Origin of the sequence: Neisseria gonorrhoeae (genome assembly GCF_013030075.1) — a bacterium.
In the GTDB taxonomy this organism is placed as follows: domain Bacteria; phylum Pseudomonadota; class Gammaproteobacteria; order Burkholderiales; family Neisseriaceae; genus Neisseria; species Neisseria gonorrhoeae.
Genome location: NZ_AP023069.1, coordinates 262070 through 286477, shown reverse-complemented (window position 1 = coordinate 286477; position 24408 = coordinate 262070). Strand labels below are relative to the sequence as shown.

Annotated in this window: 22 protein-coding genes and 2 pseudogenes; 10 read left to right on the top strand and 14 right to left on the bottom strand. The window is 52.6% G+C overall.

Annotation, left to right across the window (positions count from 1 at the left end):
- Positions 1–54: 54 nt before the first annotated feature.
- From hisH to HT085_RS01405, 5 genes are all read left to right on the top strand, one after another.
- On the top strand, positions 55–693 hold the full coding sequence (gene hisH, locus HT085_RS01425) for an imidazole glycerol phosphate synthase subunit HisH (RefSeq protein ID WP_003687537.1): 639 nt from the start codon (positions 55–57) through the stop codon (positions 691–693).
- Positions 694–725: 32 nt separating this feature from the next.
- On the top strand, positions 726–1463 hold the full coding sequence (gene hisA / locus HT085_RS01420) for a 1-(5-phosphoribosyl)-5-[(5-phosphoribosylamino)methylideneamino]imidazole-4-carboxamide isomerase (RefSeq protein ID WP_003687535.1): 738 nt from the start codon (positions 726–728) through the stop codon (positions 1461–1463).
- A gap of 12 nt (positions 1464–1475) precedes the next feature.
- Positions 1476–2243, top strand: coding sequence for an imidazole glycerol phosphate synthase subunit HisF (gene hisF / locus HT085_RS01415; protein WP_003690707.1), 768 nt, complete (start codon positions 1476–1478; stop codon positions 2241–2243).
- 30 nt (positions 2244–2273) lie between these two features.
- A complete protein-coding gene (gene hisI / locus HT085_RS01410; RefSeq protein ID WP_003687532.1) occupies positions 2274–2669 on the top strand; it encodes a phosphoribosyl-AMP cyclohydrolase in 396 nt (131 codons plus the stop codon).
- A 106-nt stretch (positions 2670–2775) separates the two neighbouring features.
- Positions 2776–4371, top strand: a complete 1596-nt coding sequence (locus HT085_RS01405; protein ID WP_003687528.1) for a peptide chain release factor 3 — start codon at positions 2776–2778, stop codon at positions 4369–4371.
- Between the two features lie 167 nt (positions 4372–4538).
- Here HT085_RS01405 and HT085_RS01400 read toward each other — a convergent pair whose 3' ends face one another.
- From HT085_RS01400 to lolA, 5 genes and pseudogenes are all read right to left on the bottom strand, one after another.
- A complete protein-coding gene (locus tag HT085_RS01400; RefSeq protein WP_003687524.1) occupies positions 4539–5069 on the bottom strand; it encodes a gamma carbonic anhydrase family protein in 531 nt (176 codons plus the stop codon).
- A gap of 40 nt (positions 5070–5109) precedes the next feature.
- Positions 5110–5922 (bottom strand): annotated as a pseudogene (pglE, locus tag HT085_RS01395) ((galactosaminyl)2-N,N'-diacetylbacillosaminyl-alpha1-diphospho-di-trans,octa-cis-undecaprenol synthase PglE); the annotation flags it as partial.
- A 228-nt stretch (positions 5923–6150) separates the two neighbouring features.
- Positions 6151–6352: pseudogene (locus tag HT085_RS11645) on the bottom strand (glycosyltransferase family 2 protein); the annotation flags it as partial.
- Between the two features lie 94 nt (positions 6353–6446).
- Positions 6447–7583: a polyamine ABC transporter substrate-binding protein gene (locus HT085_RS01390; protein WP_010951012.1), complete on the bottom strand. Its 1137-nt coding sequence runs from the start codon at positions 7581–7583 to the stop codon at positions 6447–6449.
- A 272-nt stretch (positions 7584–7855) separates the two neighbouring features.
- On the bottom strand, positions 7856–8479 hold the full coding sequence (gene lolA / locus HT085_RS01385; protein WP_003687518.1) for an outer membrane lipoprotein periplasmic chaperone LolA: 624 nt from the start codon (positions 8477–8479) through the stop codon (positions 7856–7858).
- 381 nt (positions 8480–8860) lie between these two features.
- Here lolA and HT085_RS01380 point away from each other — a divergent pair, with 381 nt between their 5' ends.
- Both HT085_RS01380 and HT085_RS01375 read left to right on the top strand, forming a co-directional pair.
- The gene (locus HT085_RS01380) at positions 8861–9688 is read left to right on the top strand and encodes a ferritin-like domain-containing protein (protein WP_003690698.1); all 828 of its coding nucleotides are present in this window, start codon (positions 8861–8863) and stop codon (positions 9686–9688) included.
- A 37-nt stretch (positions 9689–9725) separates the two neighbouring features.
- Positions 9726–10388 carry an HAD family hydrolase gene (locus tag HT085_RS01375; protein ID WP_003690696.1) on the top strand — a complete coding sequence of 221 codons (663 nt, stop codon included), beginning with the start codon at positions 9726–9728 and terminating at the stop codon, positions 10386–10388.
- 85 nt (positions 10389–10473) lie between these two features.
- Here HT085_RS01375 and ppsR read toward each other — a convergent pair whose 3' ends face one another.
- Positions 10474–11295 carry a posphoenolpyruvate synthetase regulatory kinase/phosphorylase PpsR gene (gene ppsR, locus HT085_RS01370; protein ID WP_003687512.1) on the bottom strand — a complete coding sequence of 274 codons (822 nt, stop codon included), beginning with the start codon at positions 11293–11295 and terminating at the stop codon, positions 10474–10476.
- A 125-nt stretch (positions 11296–11420) separates the two neighbouring features.
- A complete protein-coding gene (locus HT085_RS01365) occupies positions 11421–12074 on the bottom strand; it encodes an IS1595 family transposase (protein ID WP_048596862.1) in 654 nt (217 codons plus the stop codon).
- A gap of 354 nt (positions 12075–12428) precedes the next feature.
- On the opposite strand from HT085_RS01365, the gene ppsA reads away from it, so the two are divergent.
- From ppsA to HT085_RS01350, 3 genes are all read left to right on the top strand, one after another.
- The gene (gene ppsA / locus HT085_RS01360) at positions 12429–14813 is read left to right on the top strand and encodes a phosphoenolpyruvate synthase (protein ID WP_003690694.1); all 2385 of its coding nucleotides are present in this window, start codon (positions 12429–12431) and stop codon (positions 14811–14813) included.
- A gap of 220 nt (positions 14814–15033) precedes the next feature.
- Positions 15034–16293, top strand: a complete 1260-nt coding sequence (gene rho / locus HT085_RS01355) for a transcription termination factor Rho (protein ID WP_003687508.1) — start codon at positions 15034–15036, stop codon at positions 16291–16293.
- Between the two features lie 614 nt (positions 16294–16907).
- Positions 16908–18212: an ammonium transporter gene (locus tag HT085_RS01350; RefSeq protein WP_003687507.1), complete on the top strand. Its 1305-nt coding sequence runs from the start codon at positions 16908–16910 to the stop codon at positions 18210–18212.
- A gap of 93 nt (positions 18213–18305) precedes the next feature.
- Here the strand turns inward: HT085_RS01350 and HT085_RS01345 are convergent, their stop codons facing one another.
- From HT085_RS01345 to secF, 7 genes are all read right to left on the bottom strand, one after another.
- Positions 18306–19601: an NAD(P)/FAD-dependent oxidoreductase gene (locus tag HT085_RS01345; RefSeq protein WP_003690692.1), complete on the bottom strand. Its 1296-nt coding sequence runs from the start codon at positions 19599–19601 to the stop codon at positions 18306–18308.
- A 126-nt stretch (positions 19602–19727) separates the two neighbouring features.
- Positions 19728–20615: an ABC transporter permease subunit gene (locus HT085_RS01340; RefSeq protein WP_003687503.1), complete on the bottom strand. Its 888-nt coding sequence runs from the start codon at positions 20613–20615 to the stop codon at positions 19728–19730.
- Positions 20615–21580, bottom strand: coding sequence for an ABC transporter permease subunit (locus HT085_RS01335; RefSeq protein ID WP_003690691.1), 966 nt, complete (start codon positions 21578–21580; stop codon positions 20615–20617). The genes HT085_RS01340 and HT085_RS01335 overlap by 1 nt, the downstream gene beginning before the upstream one ends.
- Positions 21581–21595: 15 nt before the next feature.
- On the bottom strand, positions 21596–22720 hold the full coding sequence (locus HT085_RS01330; protein ID WP_010356995.1) for an ABC transporter ATP-binding protein: 1125 nt from the start codon (positions 22718–22720) through the stop codon (positions 21596–21598).
- A 277-nt stretch (positions 22721–22997) separates the two neighbouring features.
- A complete protein-coding gene (gene rpsO, locus HT085_RS01325; protein ID WP_002217790.1) occupies positions 22998–23267 on the bottom strand; it encodes a 30S ribosomal protein S15 in 270 nt (89 codons plus the stop codon).
- 80 nt (positions 23268–23347) lie between these two features.
- Positions 23348–23482, bottom strand: a complete 135-nt coding sequence (locus HT085_RS12005; RefSeq protein ID WP_010356960.1) for a hypothetical protein — start codon at positions 23480–23482, stop codon at positions 23348–23350.
- Positions 23472–24407 carry a protein translocase subunit SecF gene (secF, locus tag HT085_RS01320; RefSeq protein WP_003687497.1) on the bottom strand — a complete coding sequence of 312 codons (936 nt, stop codon included), beginning with the start codon at positions 24405–24407 and terminating at the stop codon, positions 23472–23474. Before secF ends, HT085_RS12005 begins: the two co-directional genes overlap by 11 nt.
- Position 24408: the final 1 nt, after the last annotated feature.

Sequence of the window (24408 nt, the reverse complement as noted above, 5' to 3'; positions counted from 1 at the left end):
CGGCACATTTGTTTGTTAAAATCGCAGCCATATTGCAAAAAAGAGGAGGAAGCCATGCAAACCGCCATTATCGATTACGGTATGGGCAACCTGCATTCCGTATTGAAATCCGTCCGGACGGCGGGGCAGCTTGCCGGAAAAAATACCAAAATCTTTTTAAGCGGCGACCCCGACCGCGTGTCCCGCGCCGACAAAGTCATTTTTCCCGGGCAGGGCGCGATGCCCGACTGTATGGCGGCACTGACGCGCGGCGGCTTGGACGAGGCAGTCAAAGATGCCTTAAAAAACAAACCGTTTTTCGGAATCTGCGTCGGTGCGCAACTTTTATTCGACCACAGCGAAGAAGGAAACACCGACGGCTTGGGCTGGTTCGGCGGCAAAGTCAGACGCTTTGCCCGCGACCTCCGCGACCCGCAGGGATGCCGTCTGAAAGTCCCGCATATGGGCTGGAACACCGTGCGCCAAACCCAAAACCACCCGCTTTTTCAAGGCATCCCCCAAAACACGCGTTTTTATTTCGTCCACAGCTACTATTTCGCCCCCGAAAATCCCGAAACCATATTGGGCGAAAGCGACTACCCGTCCCCGTTTGCCTGCATCGTCGGCAAAGACAACGTATTCGCCACGCAATTTCACACCGAAAAAAGCCACGATGCCGGGCTGACGATGTTGAAAAACTTTTTAAACTGGTAAGCCCGACACGGCCCCGCACAAGGAGAAAAACTATGCTGCTGATACCCGCCATCGATTTGAAAGAAGGACGTTGCGTCCGCTTGAAACAAGGGCTGATGGAAGAGGCGACCGTCTTTTCCGATTCGCCCGCCGACACCGCGCTGCACTGGTTCGAACAAGGCGCGCGCCGCCTGCACCTGGTAGATTTGAACGGCGCATTTGCCGGCGTTCCGCAAAACCTGCCCGCCATCAAAGACATCCTCGCCGCCGTCGCCAAAGACATCCCCGTGCAGCTCGGCGGCGGCATGCGCGATTTGAAAACCATCGGACAATATTTGGATTTGGGACTGAACGACGTGATTATCGGCACGGCGGCAGTCAAAAACCCCGACTTGGTGCGCGAAGCGTGCAAAGCCTTCCCCGGCAGGATTATCGTCGGACTGGATGCCAAAGACGGTATGGCCGCCATCGACGGCTGGGCAACCGTAACCGGGCATCATGTAATTGATTTGGCAAAACGCTTTGAAGACGACGGTGTCAACAGCATCATCTACACCGACATCGGGCGCGACGGTATGATGAGCGGCGTGAACATCGACGCGACGGTCAAACTCGCCCAATCCGTCCGCATTCCCGTCATCGCCTCCGGCGGACTGACCGGCTTGGACGACATCCGCGCCCTGTGTGCCGCCGAAAAACATGGCGTAGCAGGCGCGATTACCGGCCGCGCGATTTACGAGGGCAGCATCGATTTTGCCCAAGCGCAGCAACTGGCAGATTCCCTCGACTAAAGGCATCCGATTATGGCACTGGCAAAACGCATCATCCCCTGTCTCGACGTAAAAGACGGGCGCGTCGTCAAAGGCGTGAACTTCATCGGTTTGCGCGACGCGGGCGACCCCGTCGAAGCCGCCAAACGCTACAACGGCGAAGGCGCGGACGAATTGACCTTCCTCGACATCACCGCCTCATCCGACAACCGCGACACCATCCTGCACATCATCGAAGAGGTTGCCGGACAAGTCTTCATCCCGCTGACCGTCGGCGGCGGCGTACGCACCGTTGCCGACATCCGCCGCCTGCTCAATGCAGGCGCGGACAAAGTCAGCATCAACACCGCCGCCGTTACCCGTCCCGATTTAATTAACGAAGCCGCCGGATTTTTCGGTTCGCAAGCCATCGTCGCCGCCGTCGATGCCAAAGCCGTCAACCCCGAAAACACACGCTGGGAAATCTTTACCCACGGCGGGCGCAATCCGACCGGTTTGGATGCGGTGGAATGGGCGGTCGAAATGCAAAAACGCGGCGCGGGCGAAATCCTGCTCACCGGTATGGACAGGGACGGGACGAAACAGGGTTTCAACCTGCCGCTGACCCGCGCCGTTGCCGAAGCCGTCGACATCCCCGTCATCGCCTCCGGCGGGGTCGGCAATGTCCGGCACCTGATTGAAGGCATAACCGAAGGCAAAGCCGATGCCGTACTTGCCGCCGGCATTTTCCATTTCGGGGAAATCGCCATCCGCGAAGCCAAACGCACTATGCGCGAAGCCGGCATCGAAGTGCGCCTCTGACCGCCCCGACTATGCCGTCTGAAAGGAAATATGGATAAAAACCTGCTTGAAGCCGTCAAATTTGACGAAAAAGGTTTGGTTTGCGCCATCGCCCAAGATGCCGAAACCAAACGTGTTTTAATGGTGGCGTGGATGAACGCCGAAGCCCTGCAAAAAACCGTCGAAACCGGCTTTGCCCACTATTACAGCCGTTCGCGCCAAAAACAATGGATGAAGGGCGAAGAGTCGGGACACACGCAAAAAGTCCGCGAACTGCGCCTCGACTGCGACGGCGATACCATTGTGATGCTCATCGCCCAAAACGGCGGCATCGCCTGCCACACCGGGCGCGAAAGCTGCTTTTACAAAAAATGGAACGGCGGTGCGTGGGAAACCGCCGATGCCGTCCTGAAAGACGAAAAAGAGATTTACGGCAGCACGCACTGACCGCCTCCAACATTGAATTATCAGGCATTTTTTTGTACAATTTCGCCGTCTCAAACACTGTCCGGGCCGTCTGAAAAGCGGCCTGAACCTTTTTGCAAAGAAAACCATGTCCCAAGAAATCCTCGACCAAGTGCGCCGCCGCCGCACGTTTGCCATCATCTCCCACCCCGATGCGGGTAAAACCACGCTGACCGAAAAACTGCTGCTGTTTTCGGGCGCGATTCAAAGCGCAGGCACGGTGAAAGGTAAGAAAACCGGCAAATTCGCCACCTCCGACTGGATGGACATCGAGAAGCAGCGCGGCATTTCCGTGGCATCAAGCGTGATGCAGTTCGACTACAAAGACCACACCGTCAACCTCTTGGACACGCCGGGACACCAAGACTTCTCCGAAGACACCTACCGCGTTTTAACCGCAGTGGACAGCGCCTTGATGGTCATCGACGCGGCAAAAGGCGTGGAAGCGCAAACCATCAAACTCTTGAACGTCTGCCGCCTGCGCGATACGCCGATTGTTACCTTCATGAACAAATACGACCGCGAAGTGCGCGATTCTTTGGAACTCTTGGACGAAGTGGAAGACATCCTGCAAATCCGCTGCGCGCCCGTTACCTGGCCGATCGGTATGGGCAAAAACTTCAAGGGCGTGTACCACATCCTGAACGACGAAATCTATCTCTTTGAAGCGGGCGGCGAACGCCTGCCGCACGAGTTCGACATCATCAAAGGCATAAACAATCCCGAATTGGAACAACGCTTTCCGTTGGAAATCCAGCAGTTGCGCGACGAAATCGAATTGGTGCAGGCGGCTTCCAACGAATTTAATCTCGACGAATTTCTCGCCGGCGAACTCACGCCAGTGTTCTTCGGCTCTGCGATTAACAACTTCGGCATTCAGGAAATCCTCAATTCATTGATTGACTGGGCACCCGCACCGAAACCGCGCGACGCGACCATGCGCATGGTCGGGCCGGACGAGCCGAAATTTTCCGGATTTATCTTTAAAATCCAAGCCAATATGGACCCGAAACACCGCGACCGTATCGCCTTCTTGCGCGTCTGCTCCGGTAAATTCGAGCGCGGCATGAAGATGAAACACCTGCGTATCAACCGCGAAATCGCCGCCTCCAGCGTAGTAACCTTCATGTCGCACAACCGCGAACTGGCGGAAGAAGCCTACGCCGGCGACATCATCGGCATCCCGAACCACGGCAACATCCAAATCGGCGACAGCTTCTCCGAAGGCGAACAACTGGCGTTTACCGGCATCCCATTCTTCGCACCCGAACTGTTCCGCAGCGTCCGCATCAAAAACCCGCTGAAAATCAAACAACTGCAAAAAGGTTTGCAACAACTCGGCGAAGAAGGTGCGGTTCAAGTATTCAAACCGATGAGCGGCGCGGATTTGATTTTGGGTGCGGTCGGCGTGTTGCAGTTTGAAGTCGTAACCTCACGCCTCGCCAACGAATACGGCGTGGAAGCCGTGTTCGACAGCGCATCCATCTGGTCGGCGCGCTGGGTATCGTGCGACGACAAGAAAAAACTGGCGGAATTTGAAAAAGCCAACGCAGGCAACCTCGCCATCGACGCAGGCGGCAACCTCGCCTACCTCGCCCCCAACCGCGTGAATTTGGGGTTGACGCAAGAACGTTGGCCGGACATCGTGTTCCACGAAACGCGCGAACATTCGGTCAAACTCTAAAAAGAAATCGGCAATAAAATGCCGTCCGAAGCCGAAAAAAAGGCTTTCAGACGGCATTTTTGCCTGCAACTCAAACGCAGCCGGTCAAAATCAAGGCGCATCGGATACCGTTATCGGGCATCCCAACCGCGTGAATTTGGGACTGACGCAAGAACGCCGATGTGATTTCACATCCCGTACTGTTTCGACAGCTTCACATAATGTGCGGCGGAATATTTCAAAAAGGCTTTTTCCTCATCGGTCAGCAGACGAACCTGCCTCACAGGCGAACCGATATAAAGATAGCCGCCCTCCAAACGTTTGCGCGGCGGAACGAGGCTGCCCGCGCCGATCATCACGTCATCTTCAATAACGGCATCGTCCAAAACGGTGCTGCCCATACCGACCAAGACGCGGTTACCGATTCGGCAGCCGTGCAGCATCACTTTGTGCCCCACGGTAACGTCTTCGCCGATAACCAGCGGCGACCCTTCGGGTTTGGCGGCGGTTTTGTGGGAAACGTGCAGGACGCTGCCGTCCTGTATATTGCTGCGCGCGCCGACGGTGATGCTGTTCACATCGCCGCGCAACACGGCGCACGGCCACACGGAAACATCTTCGGCAAGCGAGACTTCGCCGATGACGACGCACGCCTCGTCTATCATGCAGGTTTCGTGGATTTCGGGCGTGCGGTTTTGGAAAGTTCTGATTGCGTTCATTTTTCCTCCTTCGGTAAGGTATATATTGTTAAAGGATTTATTAAATATTCCCCCTGATTGCTTTTAAAATCCTGCCTGTAATATCGACCCCGAATAATGTGATTATCGGGAATATCAGCTTATATATCAGCTTATTGGACTTTAACAGCATAAACCTTAAATGATATGCCCTTCTTTTTATATCAGAATCACACGCTATATTTTTACTTGTCATTATAAAAAGCAAAACGAGATATTCGTAGGAAAGAAAAGAATAAAGATAACTCGATATATCCCTATTAAATTCCATTTCCGCATTTTTCTCCAAAATATATAATAATGACTTTATACCTTTTTCCGAAACAGTTCCCGTAATAGAATCTTTTCTTCCCTGCCGATAATAGTAATAACAACCGTCCAAATAAGAAAAAGTTGTTGCCGCATTAAACAACCTCATTGACCATTCGATATCTTCAGCATAAATTCCTTTTTCAAAAAATAGTTTTTCTTTAATAATCAATTCTCTTTTTATAATCTTATTACACGCCGAACCCGGAAATTTTCTAAATCGGCACAATCCTTTCAAAACTTCGACTTTGGATTGATTTAATATTTTTTCAGGCTGATAATCTTCGCCAAAATATGAAACTCTTCCCTTATCATATTTAACTGCATTTAAAAAAACCACATCCGGCATATCACTATCATCTTTACCAAGAAAATCCAGCAAAACCTGACAATTAATAAAATCATCCGAATCAATAAATGCTATATATTTTCCATTTGAATTTTTTATTCCGGTATTTCTCGCCTCCGACAATCCTTGGTTATCCTGATATATATATTTGGTATTTGGTGTTTGGTGTTTGGTGTTTGGTGTTTGGTGTTTGGTGTTTGGTGTTTGGTGTTTGGTGTTTGGTGTTTGGTGTTTGGTGTTTGGTGTTTGGTGTTTGGTGTTTGGTGTTTGGTGTTTGGTGTTTGGTGTTTGGTGTTTGGTGTTTGGTGTTTGGTGTTTGGTGTTTGGTGTTTGGTGTTTGGTGTTTGGTGTTTGGTGTTTGGTGTTTGGTGTTTGGTGTTTGGTGTTTGGTGTTTGGTGTTTGGTGTTTGGTGTTTGGTGTTTGGTGTTTGGTGTTTGATATTTTATCTATATATTTATAACATATATCTTCACTTCCGTCTTTTGACCCGTCATTCACAAGAATAAGTTCGACATTTTCATTACTTAATATAGGTTCTATAGAATTTAAACACGCTTCCAAATAACTTTCGACATTATAAATAGGAACGACAATACTTAAATTCATATCCATCTCATCTTTCTAAATAATCCTAATCCTGACTTAATGCGGACACGCCGTTTCCTGCCGCCCGAAAGGTTTCAGACGGCAGGGATTCCGGTTATTTGCCCGCTTTGAGCCCTTGCCACAGCTTCACGCCCAGTTTGACGGATTCTGCGGATTTGGGTGATACGATGAAACTTTTTTCCATCAGTTCTTTGGTCGGGAAAATCGATGCGTCGGAGGTGTATTTTTCATCCATCAGCTCGCGCGCGGGACGGCTGGCGGGCGCGTAGGTAACGAAGCTGCCGTTTTTCGCAGCCACCTCGGGCCGGAGCGTGTAGTCGATATAGCGGTGGGCGTTGGCAACGTTTTGCGCGTCGCGCGGAATCATAAAGGAATCCACCCACACGCCTACGCCGGTTTTCGGGGTCAATACTTTGATTTCCACGCCGTTTGCGGCTTCTTCGGCACGGGTTTTGGCAATGTTCAAATCGCCGCCGTAACCGATGGCGGCACACAGGTTGCCCGCCGCCATATCGTCGATATAGCCGGAAGAGCTGAAGCGTTTCACGTCGCCTCGGACGGCTTTCATCATATCGACGGCGGCTTTGATGTCTTCGGGATTTTCACTGTTGGGGTCTTTGCCCAAATAGTGCAACGCCAAGGGAATCTGTTCGATTGCGCTGTCGAAATAGCTGATGCCGCAGGATTTGAGTTTGGCGGTGTATTCGGGTTTGAACACCAAATCCCACTCGTTTTCGGGCAGCTTGTCCGTACCCAATGCCTTTTGCACCTGCCGCGTGTTGATTGCCAAGGTGTTGATGCCCCAGAAATAGGGGACGGCGTATTCGTTGCCCGGATCGACGGCTTCCATCATTTTCAGCAAATCTTTATCGATGTTGCCGTAATGGGGGATTTGCGCCTTGTCGATTTTCTGATACGCGCCCGCTTTGATTTGCCGGCCGACGTTGGCGATGGACGGCGCGGTCAGGTCGTAGCCGGATTTGCCGGTCAGGACTTTTGCCTCCAGTGTTTCGTTGCTGTCGTAATAGTCGGAACGCATCTTAATGCCGGTTTCTTTTTCAAAGGCGGCGACGGTTTCGGGATCGACATAATCCGACCAGTTGTAGATGTTGAGTTTGCCCGATTGTTCGGCTTCGGGCTTGGCGGAGGGGGTTTGGGCGGCGGTATCGCTTCCGCCGCCGCACGCAGTCAAGGCAAGGCTCAGGATTGCCGCCACCAGTGTTTTTTTCATGGTTTTCGACCTTTCGTTCAAAAATAAAAAACATTGCAGGGACGGACGGGCCGCCTGCATCGGAAGCTGTGGGGGCGGCCGGTCGGCTTTCTTGGCCCTTGGTGCAGCAAGGTTTGCATTAAACGGCAAAAACAGCCGGGGCGCAACCGTTAATTTTCACGGATTTGCCGTTCCGTTGCCCGATCGGCCGATAATGCGGGACATTGTTCCGCCTGCGTGAAAATGCCGTCTGAAGCCTCGGCGGCGTTCAGACGGCATCGGGGCGGCCGGCATCAGTTGCTCAACACGTCCACGCCTTTGGGCGGGGTAAACTTGAACGCGCCGCGCGAGAGTTGGGGATTGGTATTCAAACCGCCGAAACTGATGGAGGTTTGGTTGCCGAAGCTGTCTTTAAGCTGCATGGCGGCGAGGTTGCCGCCTTTGAAGCCGATGCGGATGTATTGGTAGCCGGCGTTGTTGCGTTTGGGCGTTGCCCGCACATAATCGATGCCGTTGGACGAACCGTCCTCTTTCAGCGTGTAACTGCTTTCGAGGGCGGTTTTGTTCGACAGGATGGCGGCGGGGCTGCCGCCGATGGCCTGGTCTTGGGACGACTTGGTCACTTGTGCCAAATCAACATCGTAGAGCCAAACGGTTTGACCGTCGCCGACAATAGTCTGTTTGTAGGGCAAAGTGTATTCCCATTTGAAGAGGCCCGGGCGCAGGATTTTGAACGTGCCGTGCGCGGTTTGGGTTTTCTTTTTGCTTTGGACGGTTTGGGTGAAGCTGCCGCTGATACCGTCGGCATCGTTGTTGAATTGCTTGAGCGCGTCCACCGCGCCCGCCTGTGCGGAAGCGACGGCGACGGTCAGGGAGCAAACGGCGAGGAATTGGAACAGGTTGTGCGGTTTCATCATTATTTTTCCTTGTCGGGATGGGTGTGGCGCAAAGTATCGGCGCGGCAAAACAATCATACGGGCGGCGTTACGGGCGGTTTGCATTTTGCAAACCGCGTTTTCCGAGGGCTGATTTTTTTGACCGCTCGGAAAAAGCAGGCGCGCCACGCTGCCCTTTCAATTGTATGCCGCGTTATAGTGGATTAACAAAAATCAGGACAAGGCGACGAAGCCGCAGACAGTACAAATAGTACGGCAAGGCGGGGCAACGCCGTACTGGTTTTTGTTAATCCACTATATTTGACGGTTTGGGCGCGGAATGCCGAATCGCGGAGATTATATGCCTCATCTTGTTTTTTTTAAACGCTATAATATTCGTTTTCCGAACACGGCGGACTTGAGATGAAACCCGATATTTATGCTTTGCCGGAACGCGCCCTGCTTTCGGGCGACCCCGATGAAAAAGGACGGCTGACGGATGAGGCGTTTGCCGCCGTTCAAAATGCGGACGGGGCGGAGGCAAACGCGCCGCCGGCGGACTTCCCCCGCGCGGGACGGCCGGACACGCCTGTTTTGGTCGCGCCCTCGCAACTGACCCCGCGCAAAATGAACACGGCAGAAGGCTATGCGGCGATGCTGCACGCGATTACGCATATCGAGTTCAACGCCGTCAATCTGGCTTTGGACGCGGCATACCGTTTCCGCACGCTGCCGTTTCAGTTTGTCCGCGACTGGGTGAAAGTGGCGAAGGAGGAGGTGTACCACTTCCGCCTGGTGCGCGACAGATTGCGCGCTTTCGGCTTCGATTACGGCAGTTTCGAGGCGCACAACCATTTGTGGGATATGGCGTACAAAACCGCCTACGACCCGCTGTTGCGTATGGCGTTGGTACCGCGCGTGTTGGAGGCGCGCGGACTGGACGTTACGCCGGGGATACGCGCGAAGGTGGAGCAGCGCGGCGATTCGGCAACCTGCGGCGTGTTGGACATCATTTACCGCGACGAAGTGGGACACGTCGCCATCGGCAACCGGTGGTATCAACACCTCTGCCGCGAACGCGGTTTGGAACCTGTCGCCCTGTTCCGCAGTCTGATTGCCCGTTACGATATGTTTATCTTCCGCGGCTATGTGAACATCGAAGCGCGGGAAAAAGCGGGCTTCAGCCGCTTCGAATTGGATATGTTGGAAGATTTCGAGCAGGGTTTGAAACAAAATAAACATGCCGTCTGAAACCTTTCGTCCCACACTTTATAAAAAAGGAAAACACATGATACAAGCCGTATTGTTCGACCTCGACGGCACGCTCGCCGACACCGCCCTAGACCTCGGCGGCGCACTCAACACCCAACTCGCCCGCCACGGACTGCCCGAAAAAAGCATGGACGAAATCCGCACCCAAGCCAGCCACGGCGCGGCAGGATTGCTCAAACTCGGCGCGAACATCACGCCCGAACACCCCGACTATACCGCATGGCGCACCGAATATCTGGAGGAATACGACAGCCGCTACGCCCAAGACACCACTCTCTTCGACGGCGTGAACGAACTCATCGCCGAACTCGGCAGACGCGGCATCAAATGGGGCATCATCACCAACAAACCCATGCGCTTCACCGACAAACTCGTTCCCAAACTCGGATTCGCCGTTCCGCCCGCCACCGTCGTCAGCGGCGACACCTGCGGCGAACCCAAACCCAGCATCAAACCCATGCTGCACGCCTGCGGAAAAATCCACGCCGACCCGCAACACACCCTCTACGTCGGCGACGCGGAACGCGACATCCAAGCCGGACGCAACGCCGGTATGAAAACCGTCCTCGCCGAATGGGGCTATATTTCCGATGAAGACGATACCGGCTCATGGCAGGCGGATTTCCACATCCGCACGCCGCTCGATCTGCTCGAATGTCTGGACAAAATACAGCCCTGAAAAATATCCGCCCCACAAACATAAAACTGCCGTCTGAAACCTGATTTCAGACGGCATTTCCACCTTCAAACCGAATCAAAGCCCGTCAAAACCTGCGTTTGAGCTTGCACGCCTGAAGGATGTGTACCGCCAGTTCCTCAACCGACTTGTCCGTCGTATTCGCAAACGGAATGCCATGCCGTCTGAACATACTCTGCGCGTCCGCCACTTCGCTGCGGCAGGTGTCGATGCGCGCATAAGCCGAATTCGGGCGGCGTTCCTGACGGATGGCCTGCAAACGTTCCGGCTGGATAGTCAACCCGAACAGTTTGTCTTTATACGGCTTGACCATACGCGGCAGATCGGCCGATTCCAAATCGTCGGGAATCAGCGGATAGTTTGCCGCACGGATACCGTATTGCAACGCCAGATACAGGCAGGTCGGCGTTTTGCCCGAACGGGACACGCCCATCAGAATCACATCCGCCTCCTGAAGGTTCTTATCGCTGACCCCGTCATCGTGGTTCAAAGAAAAATTGACCGCCTCCATACGCGCATCGTAACGCTTCGTATTGCCGATACTGTGATGCCCCTGCCCGGATACCGTTGCTTCGGTATTGAGTTCCTTCTCCAACAGTCCCAAAAAAGTCTCAAAGAAATTAATCTGAAAAGCATCCGCCCCTTTAATAATCCGGCGGATTTCGTCATCAACCACGCTGACAAACGCAATCGGACGCTGACCGTTTTCCTGCCGGCTCCGATTGACCTTCTCCACCACCGCGCGCGCCTTTTCCGGCGTATCGACAAACGGATGCGTATGGCGTTTGAACGACAGATTGCCAAACTGGTTCAGCAAAGCCTCGCCGATATTCTCGGCAGTCAGACCGGTGCGGTCGGAAATATAAAACACTTGGCGCGGACTGCTCATCACCCCCTCCTTAAATACAGAATAAAAATATCATCATAACAGCAGCGGCAGACAAGGGAGAAGCACCCCAGCCGCCCCTACCTCGGATTACACCCCAAAAAACAAGGGGCTGTACTAGATTATCCCTAAATTCCACACCGATCCCGCAGGATTTTTAGCTGCCGGGACGGTGTGCCGAAGTTAAATCGAAATTCCCATCCTTTCAAGAACGGCGGAAAAGGTTTACGATCGATTCCGTTGTATTTTCGCAAGGCGCGTTTTGCCTGATTCCAAAAGTTCCCAATGCCGTTAATGTGGTTCCGACGGTCTGCAAATTCCTTGGAACGGTTGATGCGGCAACGGATAAAACCGCCCGCGTCCGACTTGCCGCGGCTGCCCGGGCTATCGGCATAAACAATACCGTCCGGCATGATTTTCTTTTTGACGGCAGGGAGCAACGTTTCAGGCTCGGCATTGTCCTCGGCAACGGTATAGACCCGCCCGTTGCGTTTCGGAATGCCGAAGACAACCGCTTTTCCTGCCGCGCCGCGACCGCGTCTGCCTTTACGCCGTCCGCCGAAATAGCTTCCGCCCGGCCCGGCGGCCCCCCCGAAAACCTCATCGGCAGCCAAGGCCAAACGATGGTTGGTAACCGTGCGGATTTTACGGTAAAACAGTGCCGCCGAATCGGGATGGATACCCAAAATATCGGCGGCAGAACGGGCGGTAACTTCCGGTACAAAAGAACGGAGCGGTTCTTTCTGTACTTCTTTCTTTAATTTGCAGTGTGTTATCTTCATATTTCGAGGGCAACATATCTGCTAATCTGGTACAGACCCAAAAACAAATCATATTTTAAAACAAATTATCTCAAAATCAGATTTCTTTAAAATAAAATTCCAAAAAAAAGAAACAGGAAAAATACGGCATAAAACATTAACCTATTCAAAACCATCTGTTTTACAAAGGAAATACCCGAAAAAAACAATATGCCTGCCATCGGTTTCAAACCGCTACACAGCCGGAACCCGCTATTTTTCAGACGGCGCAGCGGTTGTCCGGACAGATAAAAACGTGACAGCGGCGGAACGAATCGCTTAAAATAAGCAAGCGGATTTGTTTCTTTTTTAACATATTTTGGATTGGACACACAAATGGCCGACAACTACGTAATCTGGTTTGAAAACCTGCGTATGACAGATGTTGAACGCGTGGGCGGTAAAAACGCCTCGCTGGGCGAAATGATCAGTCAACTGACCGAAAAAGGCGTTCGCGTCCCCGGTGGCTTTGCCACCACAGCCGATGCCTACCGCGCATTTCTCGCACACAACGGTCTGAACGAACGCATTTCCGCCGCTCTGGCAAAATTGGATGTCGAAGACGTTTCCGAACTGGCACGCGTCGGCAAAGAAATCCGCCAATGGATTTTGGACACGCCCTTCCCCGAACAGCTCGATGCCGAAATCGAAGCGGCATGGAACAAAATGGTTACCGATGCCGACGGCGCGGACATTTCCGTTGCCGTACGCTCTTCCGCAACCGCCGAAGACCTGCCCGACGCATCATTTGCCGGCCAACAGGAAACCTTCCTGAATATCAATGGCTTGGATAACGTTAAAAAAGCGATGCGCCACGTTTTCGCCTCCCTGTACAACGACCGCGCCATTTCCTACCGCGTCCACAAAGGCTTCGAACACGACATCGTCGCCCTTTCCGCCGGCGTTCAACGCATGGTGCGTTCCGACAGCGGCGCATCAGGTGTGATGTTCACCCTCGACACCGAATCCGGCTACAACCAAGTCGTCTTTGTTACCTCCTCTTACGGTCTGGGCGAAAACGTCGTACAAGGCGCGGTCAACCCGGACGAATTTTATGTGTTCAAACCCACGCTCAAAGCAGGCAAACCCGCCATCCTGCGCAAGACCATGGGTTCGAAACACATCAAAATGATTTTCACCGACAAAGCCGAAGCCGGCAAATCGGTAACCAACGTCGAAGTCCCCGAAGAAGACCGCAACCGCTTCTCCATTACCGACGAAGAAATCACCGAGTTGGCACACTACGCGCTGACCATCGAAAAACACTACGGCCGCCCGATGGATATCGAATGGGGACGCGACGGCCTGGACGGCAAACTCTACATCCTGCAAGCCCGCCCCGAAACCGTCAAATCCCAAGAAGAAGGCAGCCGCAACCTGCGTCGCTACGCCATCAACGGCGAAAAAACCGTCTTGTGCGAAGGTCGTGCCATCGGTCAAAAAGTCGGTCAGGGCAAGGTGCGCCTGATTAAAGATGCTTCCGAGATGGATTCCGTCGAAGCCGGCGACGTACTGGTTACCGACATGACCGATCCGGATTGGGAACCCGTGATGAAACGTGCTTCCGCCATCGTGACCAACCGCGGCGGACGCACCTGCCACGCCGCCATCATCGCGCGCGAACTGGGTATTCCTGCCGTCGTCGGCTGCGGCAATGCGACCGAACTCTTGGAAAACGGTCAGGAAGTTACCGTATCCTGTGCCGAAGGCGATACCGGCTTTATCTATGCCGGCCTGCTGGACGTACAAATTACCGATGTCGCCTTGGACAATATGCCAAAAGCACCCGTCAAAGTCATGATGAACGTCGGCAATCCCGAACTCGCATTCAGCTTCGCCAATCTGCCCAGCGAAGGCATCGGCTTGGCGCGTATGGAATTTATCATCAACCGCCAAATCGGCATCCACCCGAAAGCCTTGTTGGAATTTGACAAACAAGACGACGAACTGAAAGCGGAAATTATCCGCCGCATCGCCGGTTACGCATCCCCTGTCGACTTCTACGTCGATAAAATCGCCGAAGGCGTGGCAACGCTTGCCGCATCGGTTTATCCGCGTAAAACCATCGTCCGTATGTCCGACTTCAAATCCAACGAATACGCCAACCTGGTCGGCGGCAGCGTATACGAACCGCATGAAGAAAACCCGATGTTGGGCTTCCGTGGTGCGGCGCGTTATGTTGCCGAGAGCTTCAAAGACTGTTTCGCCTTGGAATGCAAAGCCTTGAAACGCGTTCGTGACGAAATGGGTCTGACCAACGTCGAAATCATGATTCCGTTCGTCCGCACTTTGGGCGAAGCCGAAGCAGTGGTTAAGGCATTGAAAGAAAACGGCTTGGAACGCGGCAAAAACGGCCTGCGCCTGATTATGATGTGCGAGCTGCCGAGCAACGCGGTATTGGCGGAACAATTCCTGCAATACTTCGACGGCTTCTCCATCGGCTCGAACGACATGACCCAGCTGACCCTCGGCCTCGACCGAGACAGCGGCTTGGTGTCCGAATCGTTTGACGAACGCAACCCTGCCGTCAAAGTGATGCTGCATCTTGCCATCTCCGCCTGCCGCAAGCAGAACAAATATGTCGGTATCTGCGGTCAAGGTCCGTCCGACCATCCGGACTTTGCCAAATGGCTGGTTGGAGAAGGCATCGAAAGCGTGTCTCTGAACCCGGATACCGTCATCGAAACTTGGCTGTATTTGGCGAATGAATTGAACAAATAATCAATTCCCATACCCCCAAGCCTGAAAAGCGCGGGGGTATTTTTTCCAAGCAGCTCCGTTCAGACGGCATTTCCTGTCGATGCCCCGTCCGCGATAATATTTGACACCCACGCGCCGACTGCCTACAATTCCCCCCTCTCCGAGCAACCGGCAACAGTCAGCTTCTTCTTTCAGACGGCATCCACCCGTCTTTTCCTTTCTATTCTATATATCATTGATTATGCACGTCTCCGAATTACAAACCCTGCACATTTCCAAACTCTTAGAATTGGCGGAAGAACACGGCATCGAGAACGCCAACCGATTCCGCAAACAAGACCTCGTATTTGCCATCGTCCGCCAGATGATGAAAAAAGGCGAGGGTTTTACCTGCTCCGGCACGCTCGAAATCCTGCCCGACGGCTTCGGCTTCCTCCGCAGCGCGGACACGTCCTATCTTGCCGGCCCCGACGACATCTATGTCTCGCCCACTCAAATCCGCCGCTTCAACCTGCATACGGGCGACACCATCGAAGGCAGCGTGCGCGTCCCCAAAGACAACGAACGCTATTTTGCCTTGGTCAGACTGGATTCCATCAATGGCGACCACCCGGAAGTATGCCGCCATAAAATCCTGTTTGAAAACCTGACCCCGCTGTTTCCGACCGAACAGTTGAAGCTGGAACGCGACTTAAAGTCCGAAGAAAACCTGACCGGACGCGCCATCGACCTGATTTCGCCCATCGGCAAAGGTCAGCGCGCCCTCTTGGTTGCCCCGCCCAAAATCGGTAAAACCGTGATGCTGCAAAACATTGCCCACGCCGTTACCGCAAACTATCCTGAAGTCGAACTCATCGTCCTCTTGATTGACGAACGCCCCGAAGAAGTAACCGAAATGAGCCGTTCCGTCCGAGGTGAAGTAGTCTCCTCCACCTTTGACGAACCGGCGCAACGCCACGTCCAAGTTGCCGAAATGGTGCTTGAAAAAGCCAAGCGTATGGTGGAACACAAAAAAGACGTGGTCATCCTGCTGGATTCGATTACCCGCCTTGCCCGCGCCTACAATACCGTCGTCCCCGCCTCGGGCAAAATCCTGACCGGCGGTGTCGATGCCAACGCGCTGCACCGCCCCAAACGTTTCTTCGGTGCGGCGCGCAACGTGGAAGAAGGCGGTTCGCTGACCATTATCGCCACCGCATTGGTTGAAACCGGCAGCCGTATGGACGATGTGATTTACGAAGAATTCAAAGGTACCGGCAATATGGAATTGCACCTCGACCGCCGTATGGCGGAAAAACGCCTCTTCCCCGCCATCAACATCAACAAATCCGGCACGCGCCGCGAAGAGCTGCTTGTGCCGAACGACCAGTTGCAACGTATGTGGTTACTGCGCAAGTTCCTGCACCCGATGGACGAAATCGAAGCTACCGAGTTCTTAAACGGAAAAATCAAAGCATCTAAAAATAATGATGATTTCTTTGAACTGATGCGCGGAAAATAAACGCGCCGCCCGCATTAATGCGAAATGCCGTCTGAAGCCTGAAAATCGGGTTTCAGACGACATTTTCATTCGCACGGCCGGCGCAGCTCCCCCCCCCGCTAACGGCGCAACCGCCGGCAGTGTCCGTGTCCGCCTGCCGAAGGCGCGGCCTTTGCAAAACCGGCTCGAACGCATCCCTACCGGCAATGAAAACCGATGCGGGAACTTGATTCAAGGTTGCGCCGAACCGCGCCCATTTTTGTATAAATTTTATTTTTTATTTCCAATTAGAAATTTTTAATATATTAATCAATAAATTAATTTTATAAAATAAAAATATTGTCAACAATCTTTTGACTTATCGCCCAAACCTCTGTATATTTTCCTACAGTAAATTGTTGACAATCCATACGCCCGCATATGCGCCGCCTAAGGATAAATCCTCCCGCCGGACAACGGGGGCAAGGGATAGGATGCGATATTTCCATATTCAAACAAGGGATTTGTTTCACGCACAGGGCGGCACATCGGCAAAATCCCCGCGCCGGTCCGGCAGGGCTTGCGCCCATCCCGGACAAGCCCCGACCCCGCCTTTCCGAAAGACGGGCCCAACCATTAAGGAAACTTTAATCAAAATGAAAAAACACATATGGGCGGCATCTTTGCTGCCGGCATCCCTATCGGCAGAACCTTTAAACTGGTGGAAACCTTATTCCGCCGTCAATTCGGGCGATACCGCCTGGGTGATGACTGCGGCTGCCTTGGTACTGTTGATGACGCTTCCCGGGCTGGCTTTATTCTACGGCGGTATGGTGCGGAAAAAAAACCTGCTCTCGACGATGATGCACAGCTTTTCCATCGCGACATTGGTGGGCATCCTTTGGGTCGCCGTCGGCTATTCTTTGGCGTTCACGCCGGGAAATGCCTTTATCGGCGGTTTGGGGCGCGTATTTTTAAGCGGGATGCAGATAGACGCTGCCGCACGGATGCTGACCGTGTCGCCCAATGCGCCGACTGTTCCCGAACCGGTATTTATGTTTTTTCAGATGACGTTTGCCATTATTTCGACTGCCATTATTACCGGCGCGTTTGCCGAACGAATGAAATATTCGGCAATGATGCTGTTTTCGGGCATATGGTTTTTATTGGTTTATGTGCCGGGCGCGCATTGGGTGTGGGGCGGCGGCTTTATGAGCAAGGGCGGCGTATTGGATTATGCCGGCGGTACGGTGGTGCACATCAATGCCGGTATCGCGGGACTCGTCGCCGCCTTGGTTTTGGGCAGGCGCATAGGCTACGGGCGCGAGGCGATGCCTCCGCACAATATGGCGATGACGCTGATTGGCGCGGCAATGTTGTGGTTCGGCTGGTTCGGCTTTAACGCTGGTTCGGCGCTTGCGGCAGACGCGGCGGCGGGGATGGCGATGGCGGTAACGCAGGTGTCGGCCGTATTCGGCGCGGCAGGCTGGCTTGCCTGCGAGAAAATAGCGGGACACAAACCTTCTGCTTTGGGGCTGGCTTCCGGCGCAGTTTCCGGGCTGGTCGGCATCACCCCTGCCGCCGGCTTTACCGGTCCGTCGGGCGCGGCCGCCATCGGTATATTGACTGCCGCCGCGTGCTTTGTGTCCGTCACCGTCGTCAAACACAAATTGCGTTACGATGATTCTTTGGACGCTTTCGGCATACACGGATTCGGCGGGCTGGTAGGCGGAATATTGACCGGCATCTTTTTCGACAACCGCATTTTCGGTGGGGATGCGGCAGTTTGGCAGCAGTTGTGGATACAGGTAAAAGACGGGTTCATTATGGCGGCATACAGCGGGCTGATGAGTTGGGCGATTTTGAAGGCTGTGGGGAAAATCTGCGGCGGTCTGCGCGTCGGCAAGGATGTCGAACGCGAAGGTTTGGATCTGAATATCCACGGCGAACACGTGGAATAAGGACGGCTATGCCGTCTGAAGCCTGAAAATCGGGTTTCAGACGGCATTTTTCACGTTTGCCGCCGATGGGGATAAACATACTGCCTGCGACGCTTAACGGCTGTCTTTCCACTGATAATATTTCGAGCCGAGGAAAGAACCGAGTTTGCGCAAAAACGGTTGCAGGATAATATTCGGCTGGCGCAACTGTTCAAACGGTTTCAGACGGCATTCGTCCCCTAAAATTGCTTCGGCAACCGCCAGGCCTGCAATGCCCGTTATCGCCATCCCGTGCCCGGAATAACCTTGCGTATAAAAAACATTCGAGGTCAAACGTCCGAAATGCGGGACAAGGTTGGCGGTAATATCGCACTCCCCGCCCCACGAATATTCGATTCTAACATCGGCAAGCTGCGGAAAAACTTTAAGCATATCTTGGCGGACAAGCTCGGTCATACGCGCAGGATTGTCGATAAATTCGTTATCCTTACCGCCGAAAAGCAGCCTGCCGTCCGCGCTGAGGCGGTAATAATCCAAAATATGGCGGTTGTCGCATACTGCCATATTGTTGCGGATAAGCCCTTTTGTGCGCGCGCCCAAGGGTTCGGTGGCAATAATAAAGGTGCTGACGGCAATCGCCTTGCGTTCCAAAGGCCGGAATATCGGGTTCAAACCGACATAAGTATTGACGGCATAGACCACATTTTTACACTCGACGCTGCCTTCGGGCGTGTAAACCAGCCAACCGTTTTGATACGGTTCGATGCGCGTCATCGGGGATTGCTCGAAAATCTGCGCGCCGGCTTCGGCAGCGGCGCTGGCAACACCCAACGTGTAATTGAGCGGATGAAGATGCCCGGACAAGGGATCGAACTGTGCGCCTTGGTACATATCGCTGTCAAGCTGCTGTTTCAACTCGGCTTTATCCCAAAGTTGATAATGACTCGCACCGTAATGCCGTTGGGCGTGTTCATGCCACTGCTGCAACTCTTCCCAATGCTGCGGACGGACGGCAACCGTGGCATAACCGCGCTGCCAATCGCAATCGATGGCATGTTTGCGGACGCGTTCGTCCACCAGTTCGACCGCCTGCAAAGACTGTTGCCAAAACCATTGCGCCTGCTCCAAGCCGACCTGTTTTTCAATTTCCCCCATACCGCAGGCGTAGTCGCTGATAACCTGCCCGCCACTCCTGCCGGACGCGCCGAAGCCGATACGTGCGGCTTCCAAAACGACGGCTTCATGTCCGTGTTCCGCCAGCGGCAATGCGGTACACAAACCGCTCAAACCGCCGCCGATAATGCAGGTTTCGGCTTTCAGACGGCATTGGAGTTTCGGATAAACAGTATGCGGATTAACCGAACTAAAATAATAAGAAGGCAGATATTCTTGAAAATCAGGGCGAATCATTGTGTTTGCTTTATCGGGTATATTTTCGGACGGAATGATACAGGCTGTCGGGCCATATCGTCCAAACAGAAAATCGGTTGAAAAAAAACAGGCTGACCCAGTCATGCGGTCAGCCTGCCTTATTAATTAATTTGCTTTCTCGGCAGCCAATTTTTCTTGGCGGTAGGCTTCTGCCGCTTCTCGGTTGCGCTTGGTTGCCTGCCTCATCATCCAATAATTGACGATGATGACCAATGTTCCGATGATGCCGATCAGGATGGTTGCCAAGACATTCATCTGAGGATCGAGACCCAACTTGATCTTGGAGAAAATAACCTGCGGCAATGTGGATGAACCGGGGCCGGAGAGGAATGAGGTAATCACCAAATCATCCAAAGACAAGGTAATGCCGAGTAGGAAGCCTGAAGCAATGGCAGGGGCAATCAAAGGCAAAGTGATGACAAAAAAGATTTTCAGCGGACGCGCGCCCAAGTCCATTGCGGCTTCTTCGAGCGACTGGTCAAGCTCGACCAGCCGCGAACGGATGACAACGGTAATGTATGCCATGCACAGCGTCGTATGTCCGAGGAAGATGGTGAAAAAGCCGCGATCGAAGTAGAGATGTTGCAACCATTCGCTGCCCTGCAAAAATATCTGCACCTGAATAATCAGCAGCAGCATAGACAGACCGGTAATCACGTCGGGCATGACCATGGGCGCGGAAATCATACCGGCAAACAGCGTGCTGCCGCGAAAGCGTTTGATACGCGCCATCGCATAGCCCGCCAGCGTGCCCAAAACGACGGCGGCAAGCGAAGACACAACGGCAATCCGCAGCGACAGCCAAGCGGCTTCCAAAATGGTGTCGTTTTCCAGCAATGCGCCGTACCACTTGGTCGAAAAGCCGCCCCAAACGGTAACAAGTTTGGATTCGTTGAACGAATAGATGACCAAAACAACCAGCGGGATATACAGAAACGCCAGCGATAGTGCCAACATCAGTTTCAAGAACCAAGATAATTTGGATTTCTGCATTATTTGGCTCCTTCTTCCAATTCGCGGTTTTCATAGTGCTGGAACAGGGCAATCGGTACAACCAGTAGCGCGACCATCACGACGGCGACGGCAGAAGCCAACGGCCAGTTGTTTTGATCAAAGAATGCCTGCCACAATACTTTACCGATCATCAGGTTTTCCGAACCGCCGACCAGCTCGGGAATGACGAACTCACCGACAGCGGGGACGAAAACCAGCATCGAACCTGCAATAATGCCGGTTTTCGACAAAGGCAGGGTAATCGTCAAGAACGATTTGACCGGTCCCGCGCCCAAGTCGGAAGCCGCTTCGAGCAGGCGGCTGTCCAGTTTCACCAGCTGCGTGTAAAGCGGCAGAATCATAAACGGCAGATAGGCATAAACCATTACCAAATTTAACGAAAACGCATTATAGAACAAATCTAATGGTTCTCTGATAATACCCATCTTAATCAATAAGTTGTTTATGATGCCGTTATGCCCGAGCAAACCCATCCACGCATAGACACGCAGCAGGAACGATGTCCAAAAAGGTAACATGATGGCAAGCAGCAAACCATTGCGGACGGAAGGATTGGCACGGGAAATCGCATAGGCGGTCGGGTAACCGACCAACAGGCAAATCACCGTCGTCGTCAGCGCAGTCTTAATTGAAGACCAATAAGTCATCAGATAGATATTACTGTTTTCACTGTCGCCGAAGGGGTTAAGGGTATGCCAAAAATTTTGGAAAATATCGGCATAGTTTTGATAGCTGACGGCGATGTTCAGGCGACCCAAGTCCTCATCTATCGTCGTTAAAGGAGTAAACGGTGGAATGGCGATTTCTTGTTCGGCAAAGCTGATTTTCAGCACGATGGCGAACGGAATCAGAAACAGCACCAAAAGCCAAATATACGGTACGGCAATCACCGCACGCTGCCCCGGACGGCGGAACAGTTTGTTTTTCAGTTTATTAAGGTTCATCTCACTCCCCTTAAATCAACGGAACAACGGAGTCGGTTGGTTTTCCGGCCAGCTGATATAGACGGTTTCATCCCAAGTCGGCGGCGTGATGTTACGCACATACCAGTAAGGTGCAGGAACTTGGCTTTTGACGACGCGCCCGTTGGCGAGTTTGATATGGTATATGGCGAAGCTGCCCAAATAGGCAATTTCTTTTACCGTGCCTTTCGCCCAGTTGTAGTCGCCCAAATATTCGGGTTTTTCTTTATATAAATCAATATCCTCTGGTCGAATACTAACCCAAAGATCCTGCTCGCTCGGGCCACCCAAACCATGGTCGATACGGACGTGGTTTTCCAAACCTTCGCATTCGATAACGGCATAGTCGGCATGATTTTCAATCACCACACCGTCAAAGATGTTGGTTTCGCCGATAAACTCGGCAGTGAAGCGGCTGTTGGGATAGTCGTACACGTCGCTGGGCGTGCCGACCTGCTGCAACTGACCGTCGGACATAATGGCGATGCGGGTCGCCATCGTCATCGCCTCTTCTTGGTCGTGCGTAACCATAATGCAGGTTACGCCGACTTGTTCCAGCGTATTGACCAACTCGAGCTGGGTTTGCTGGCGCAATTTCTTATCCAACGCCCCCAAAGGTTCGTCAAGCAACAGGATTTTCGGACGTTTTGCCAAACTGCGCGCCAAGGCGATACGTTGCTGCTGACCACCGGACAATTGGTGCGGTTTGCGTTTGGCAAATTTGGTCATCTGAACCAGACGCAGCATTTCTTCGACGCGCGCATCGATTTCGCCTTTAGGCATTTTGTCCTGTTTCAGACCGAAGGCAATGTTTTGCTCCACCGTCATATGCGGAAAAAGCGCGTAACTTTGGAACATCATATTGATGGGGCGGTCATAGGGTGCAAGTTTGGTAATATCTTGACCATCAAGGATGATTTTTCCCTGATTGGGACTTTCCATACCCGCCAGCATACGCAGCAGCGTAGATTTTCCGCTGCCGGAACTGCCCAAAAGGGCGAAGATTTCGTTTTGATAAATGTCCAAGTCGATGTTATCGACAGCGTAATTGTCACCAAACTTTTTCACCAAACCTTGGATTTGCAGATAAGGTTTGGCTGAAGACGCTGTGGTTGCGGTCATAATGGCAATACTCCAATAAAAAGACGAGTACCGGCAAAACGGATTTTCGAATGGGTGATAAAAAGCTGTTTGATTGCTGGCGGGAGTCGCAACGTCTGATGCCGTCTGAAACTCTTGTGAAGCGCACGGGCAGCATGAAATAAAAAGGGGTTCTAAAGAACCCCGCATTATATTAGTTTATAAGGTTTTTAGGGTAATAAATATGGGTTTGAGCTTGTCGGAAAGCAACAGAAAAGAAAACACCGCCCATTTTTCTGGGCGGTGTCGGAAAGCGCAATTATTTACGCAGACCCAAGCGGGTAATCAACGCGCGATACGTATCGGGCTGGGTACGGCGCAAATAGGCCAACAGGCGGCGGCGTTGGCTGACCATTTTCAACAGGCCGCGACGGCTGTGGTGGTCTTTGGGGTTGGCTTTGAAGTGGGGGGTCAGATCGTTGATGCGGAAAGTCAACAGGGCAACTTGTACTTCAGAAGAGCCGGTGTCGCCTTCTTTACGTTGGAAATCTTTAACGATTTGTGCTTTTTGTTCTACGGTCAGTGCCATAATGGAAAAACTCCGAAAAATAAAAAGAACCCCAAATGGGATTCGGACAAGTTTGCCAAGCCTCGACAATGGCAAACTCCCTATTCCTGAAACAGGAACAGCGCATTATCACACAATTTTTGCTGTTCTGCACGATATTTTGCGATGTCGGCGAAATGCCGTCTGAAAACGGAGACATCTTCCGGTTTCAGACGGCATTTGACATCAGACCACAATTTCTTCCTTCTGTTTCGCTTCCTTGGCGATATTGTCGCGGCTCAAACCGAACATCAGCAAGAGCGGGCTGGCAACCAATACGGAAGAGTAGATGCCGAACACGATACCGATGGTCAGTGCCATAGAAAAGCCGTGCAAGGCTGCACCGCCGAACACCAGCATAGAAACAACCATCGCCTCGGTCGAACCGTGGGTAATGATGGTGCGGCTCATCGTTGCGGTAATCGCGTTGTCAATGACTTCCGGCACGGTATGTCCGCGCATCGCCGGCTTGCGGAAATTTTCACGGATACGGTCGAAGACGACGACGGATTCGTTCACAGAATAGCCCAATACGGCAAGGATACCTGCCAAGACGGTCAGCGAAAATTCCCATTGGAAGAAGGCAAAGCAGCCGAGAATAATCACGATGTCGTGCATATTGGCGATAATGGCAGATACGGCAAAACGCCATTCGAAACGCATCGACAGGTAAATAATGATGCCGATAACGACAAAACCTAAAGCCATCAATCCATTATTTACCAATTCCTCACCGACTTGCGGGCCGATAAATTCGACTTGGCGCAAAGTAACGTCGGGACTGTCTTTTTTCAGCAAATCCATAACCTGATTGGACAACTGTGCGGAAGTAACACCTTCTTTGTTCGGCAGGCGGATCATGATGTGTTTGTTCGTACCCAATGCCTGAACCTGTACATCACCCATTTTCAGCGTATCGAGGCGTTCGCGCATCTTATTGACATCCGCACCCTGCTGATATTGGACTTCCATTACCGTACCGCCGGTAAATTCGACAGAGAAATTCAGGCCTCTGGCAACCAAAAAGAATACGGCGGCAATAAAGGTAACCAACGAAATGAAGGTTGTCAGTTTGCCGTAGCTCATAAACGGAATATCGCGTTTGATTTTAAAGAGTTCCATA

Bases quoted from the DNA above. Each gene is read 5' to 3' on its own strand.
- secF (WP_003687497.1), bottom strand. From the start codon at position 24,407: ATGGAACTCTTTAAAATCAAACGCGATATTCCGTTTATGAGCTACGGC.
- HT085_RS01350 (WP_003687507.1), top strand. From the start codon at position 16,908: ATGAAAAAACACATATGGGCGGCATCTTTGCTGCCGGCATCCCTATCG.
- HT085_RS01365 (WP_048596862.1), bottom strand. From the start codon at position 12,074: ATGAAGATAACACACTGCAAATTAAAGAAAGAAGTACAGAAAGAACCG.
- rpsO (WP_002217790.1), bottom strand. From the start codon at position 23,267: ATGGCACTGACCGTAGAACAAAAAGCACAAATCGTTAAAGATTTCCAA.
- ppsR (WP_003687512.1), bottom strand. From the start codon at position 11,295: ATGAGCAGTCCGCGCCAAGTGTTTTATATTTCCGACCGCACCGGTCTG.
- hisH (WP_003687537.1), top strand. From the start codon at position 55: ATGCAAACCGCCATTATCGATTACGGTATGGGCAACCTGCATTCCGTA.
- hisA (WP_003687535.1), top strand. From the start codon at position 726: ATGCTGCTGATACCCGCCATCGATTTGAAAGAAGGACGTTGCGTCCGC.
- HT085_RS01400 (WP_003687524.1), bottom strand. From the start codon at position 5,069: ATGAACGCAATCAGAACTTTCCAAAACCGCACGCCCGAAATCCACGAA.
- HT085_RS01380 (WP_003690698.1), top strand. From the start codon at position 8,861: ATGAAACCCGATATTTATGCTTTGCCGGAACGCGCCCTGCTTTCGGGC.
- hisI (WP_003687532.1), top strand. From the start codon at position 2,274: ATGGATAAAAACCTGCTTGAAGCCGTCAAATTTGACGAAAAAGGTTTG.
- ppsA (WP_003690694.1), top strand. From the start codon at position 12,429: ATGGCCGACAACTACGTAATCTGGTTTGAAAACCTGCGTATGACAGAT.
- HT085_RS01375 (WP_003690696.1), top strand. From the start codon at position 9,726: ATGATACAAGCCGTATTGTTCGACCTCGACGGCACGCTCGCCGACACC.
- HT085_RS01340 (WP_003687503.1), bottom strand. From the start codon at position 20,615: ATGCAGAAATCCAAATTATCTTGGTTCTTGAAACTGATGTTGGCACTA.
- lolA (WP_003687518.1), bottom strand. From the start codon at position 8,479: ATGATGAAACCGCACAACCTGTTCCAATTCCTCGCCGTTTGCTCCCTG.
- HT085_RS01345 (WP_003690692.1), bottom strand. From the start codon at position 19,601: ATGATTCGCCCTGATTTTCAAGAATATCTGCCTTCTTATTATTTTAGT.
- rho (WP_003687508.1), top strand. From the start codon at position 15,034: ATGCACGTCTCCGAATTACAAACCCTGCACATTTCCAAACTCTTAGAA.
- HT085_RS01335 (WP_003690691.1), bottom strand. From the start codon at position 21,580: ATGAACCTTAATAAACTGAAAAACAAACTGTTCCGCCGTCCGGGGCAG.
- hisF (WP_003690707.1), top strand. From the start codon at position 1,476: ATGGCACTGGCAAAACGCATCATCCCCTGTCTCGACGTAAAAGACGGG.
- HT085_RS01330 (WP_010356995.1), bottom strand. From the start codon at position 22,720: ATGACCGCAACCACAGCGTCTTCAGCCAAACCTTATCTGCAAATCCAA.
- HT085_RS01390 (WP_010951012.1), bottom strand. From the start codon at position 7,583: ATGAAAAAAACACTGGTGGCGGCAATCCTGAGCCTTGCCTTGACTGCG.
- HT085_RS01405 (WP_003687528.1), top strand. From the start codon at position 2,776: ATGTCCCAAGAAATCCTCGACCAAGTGCGCCGCCGCCGCACGTTTGCC.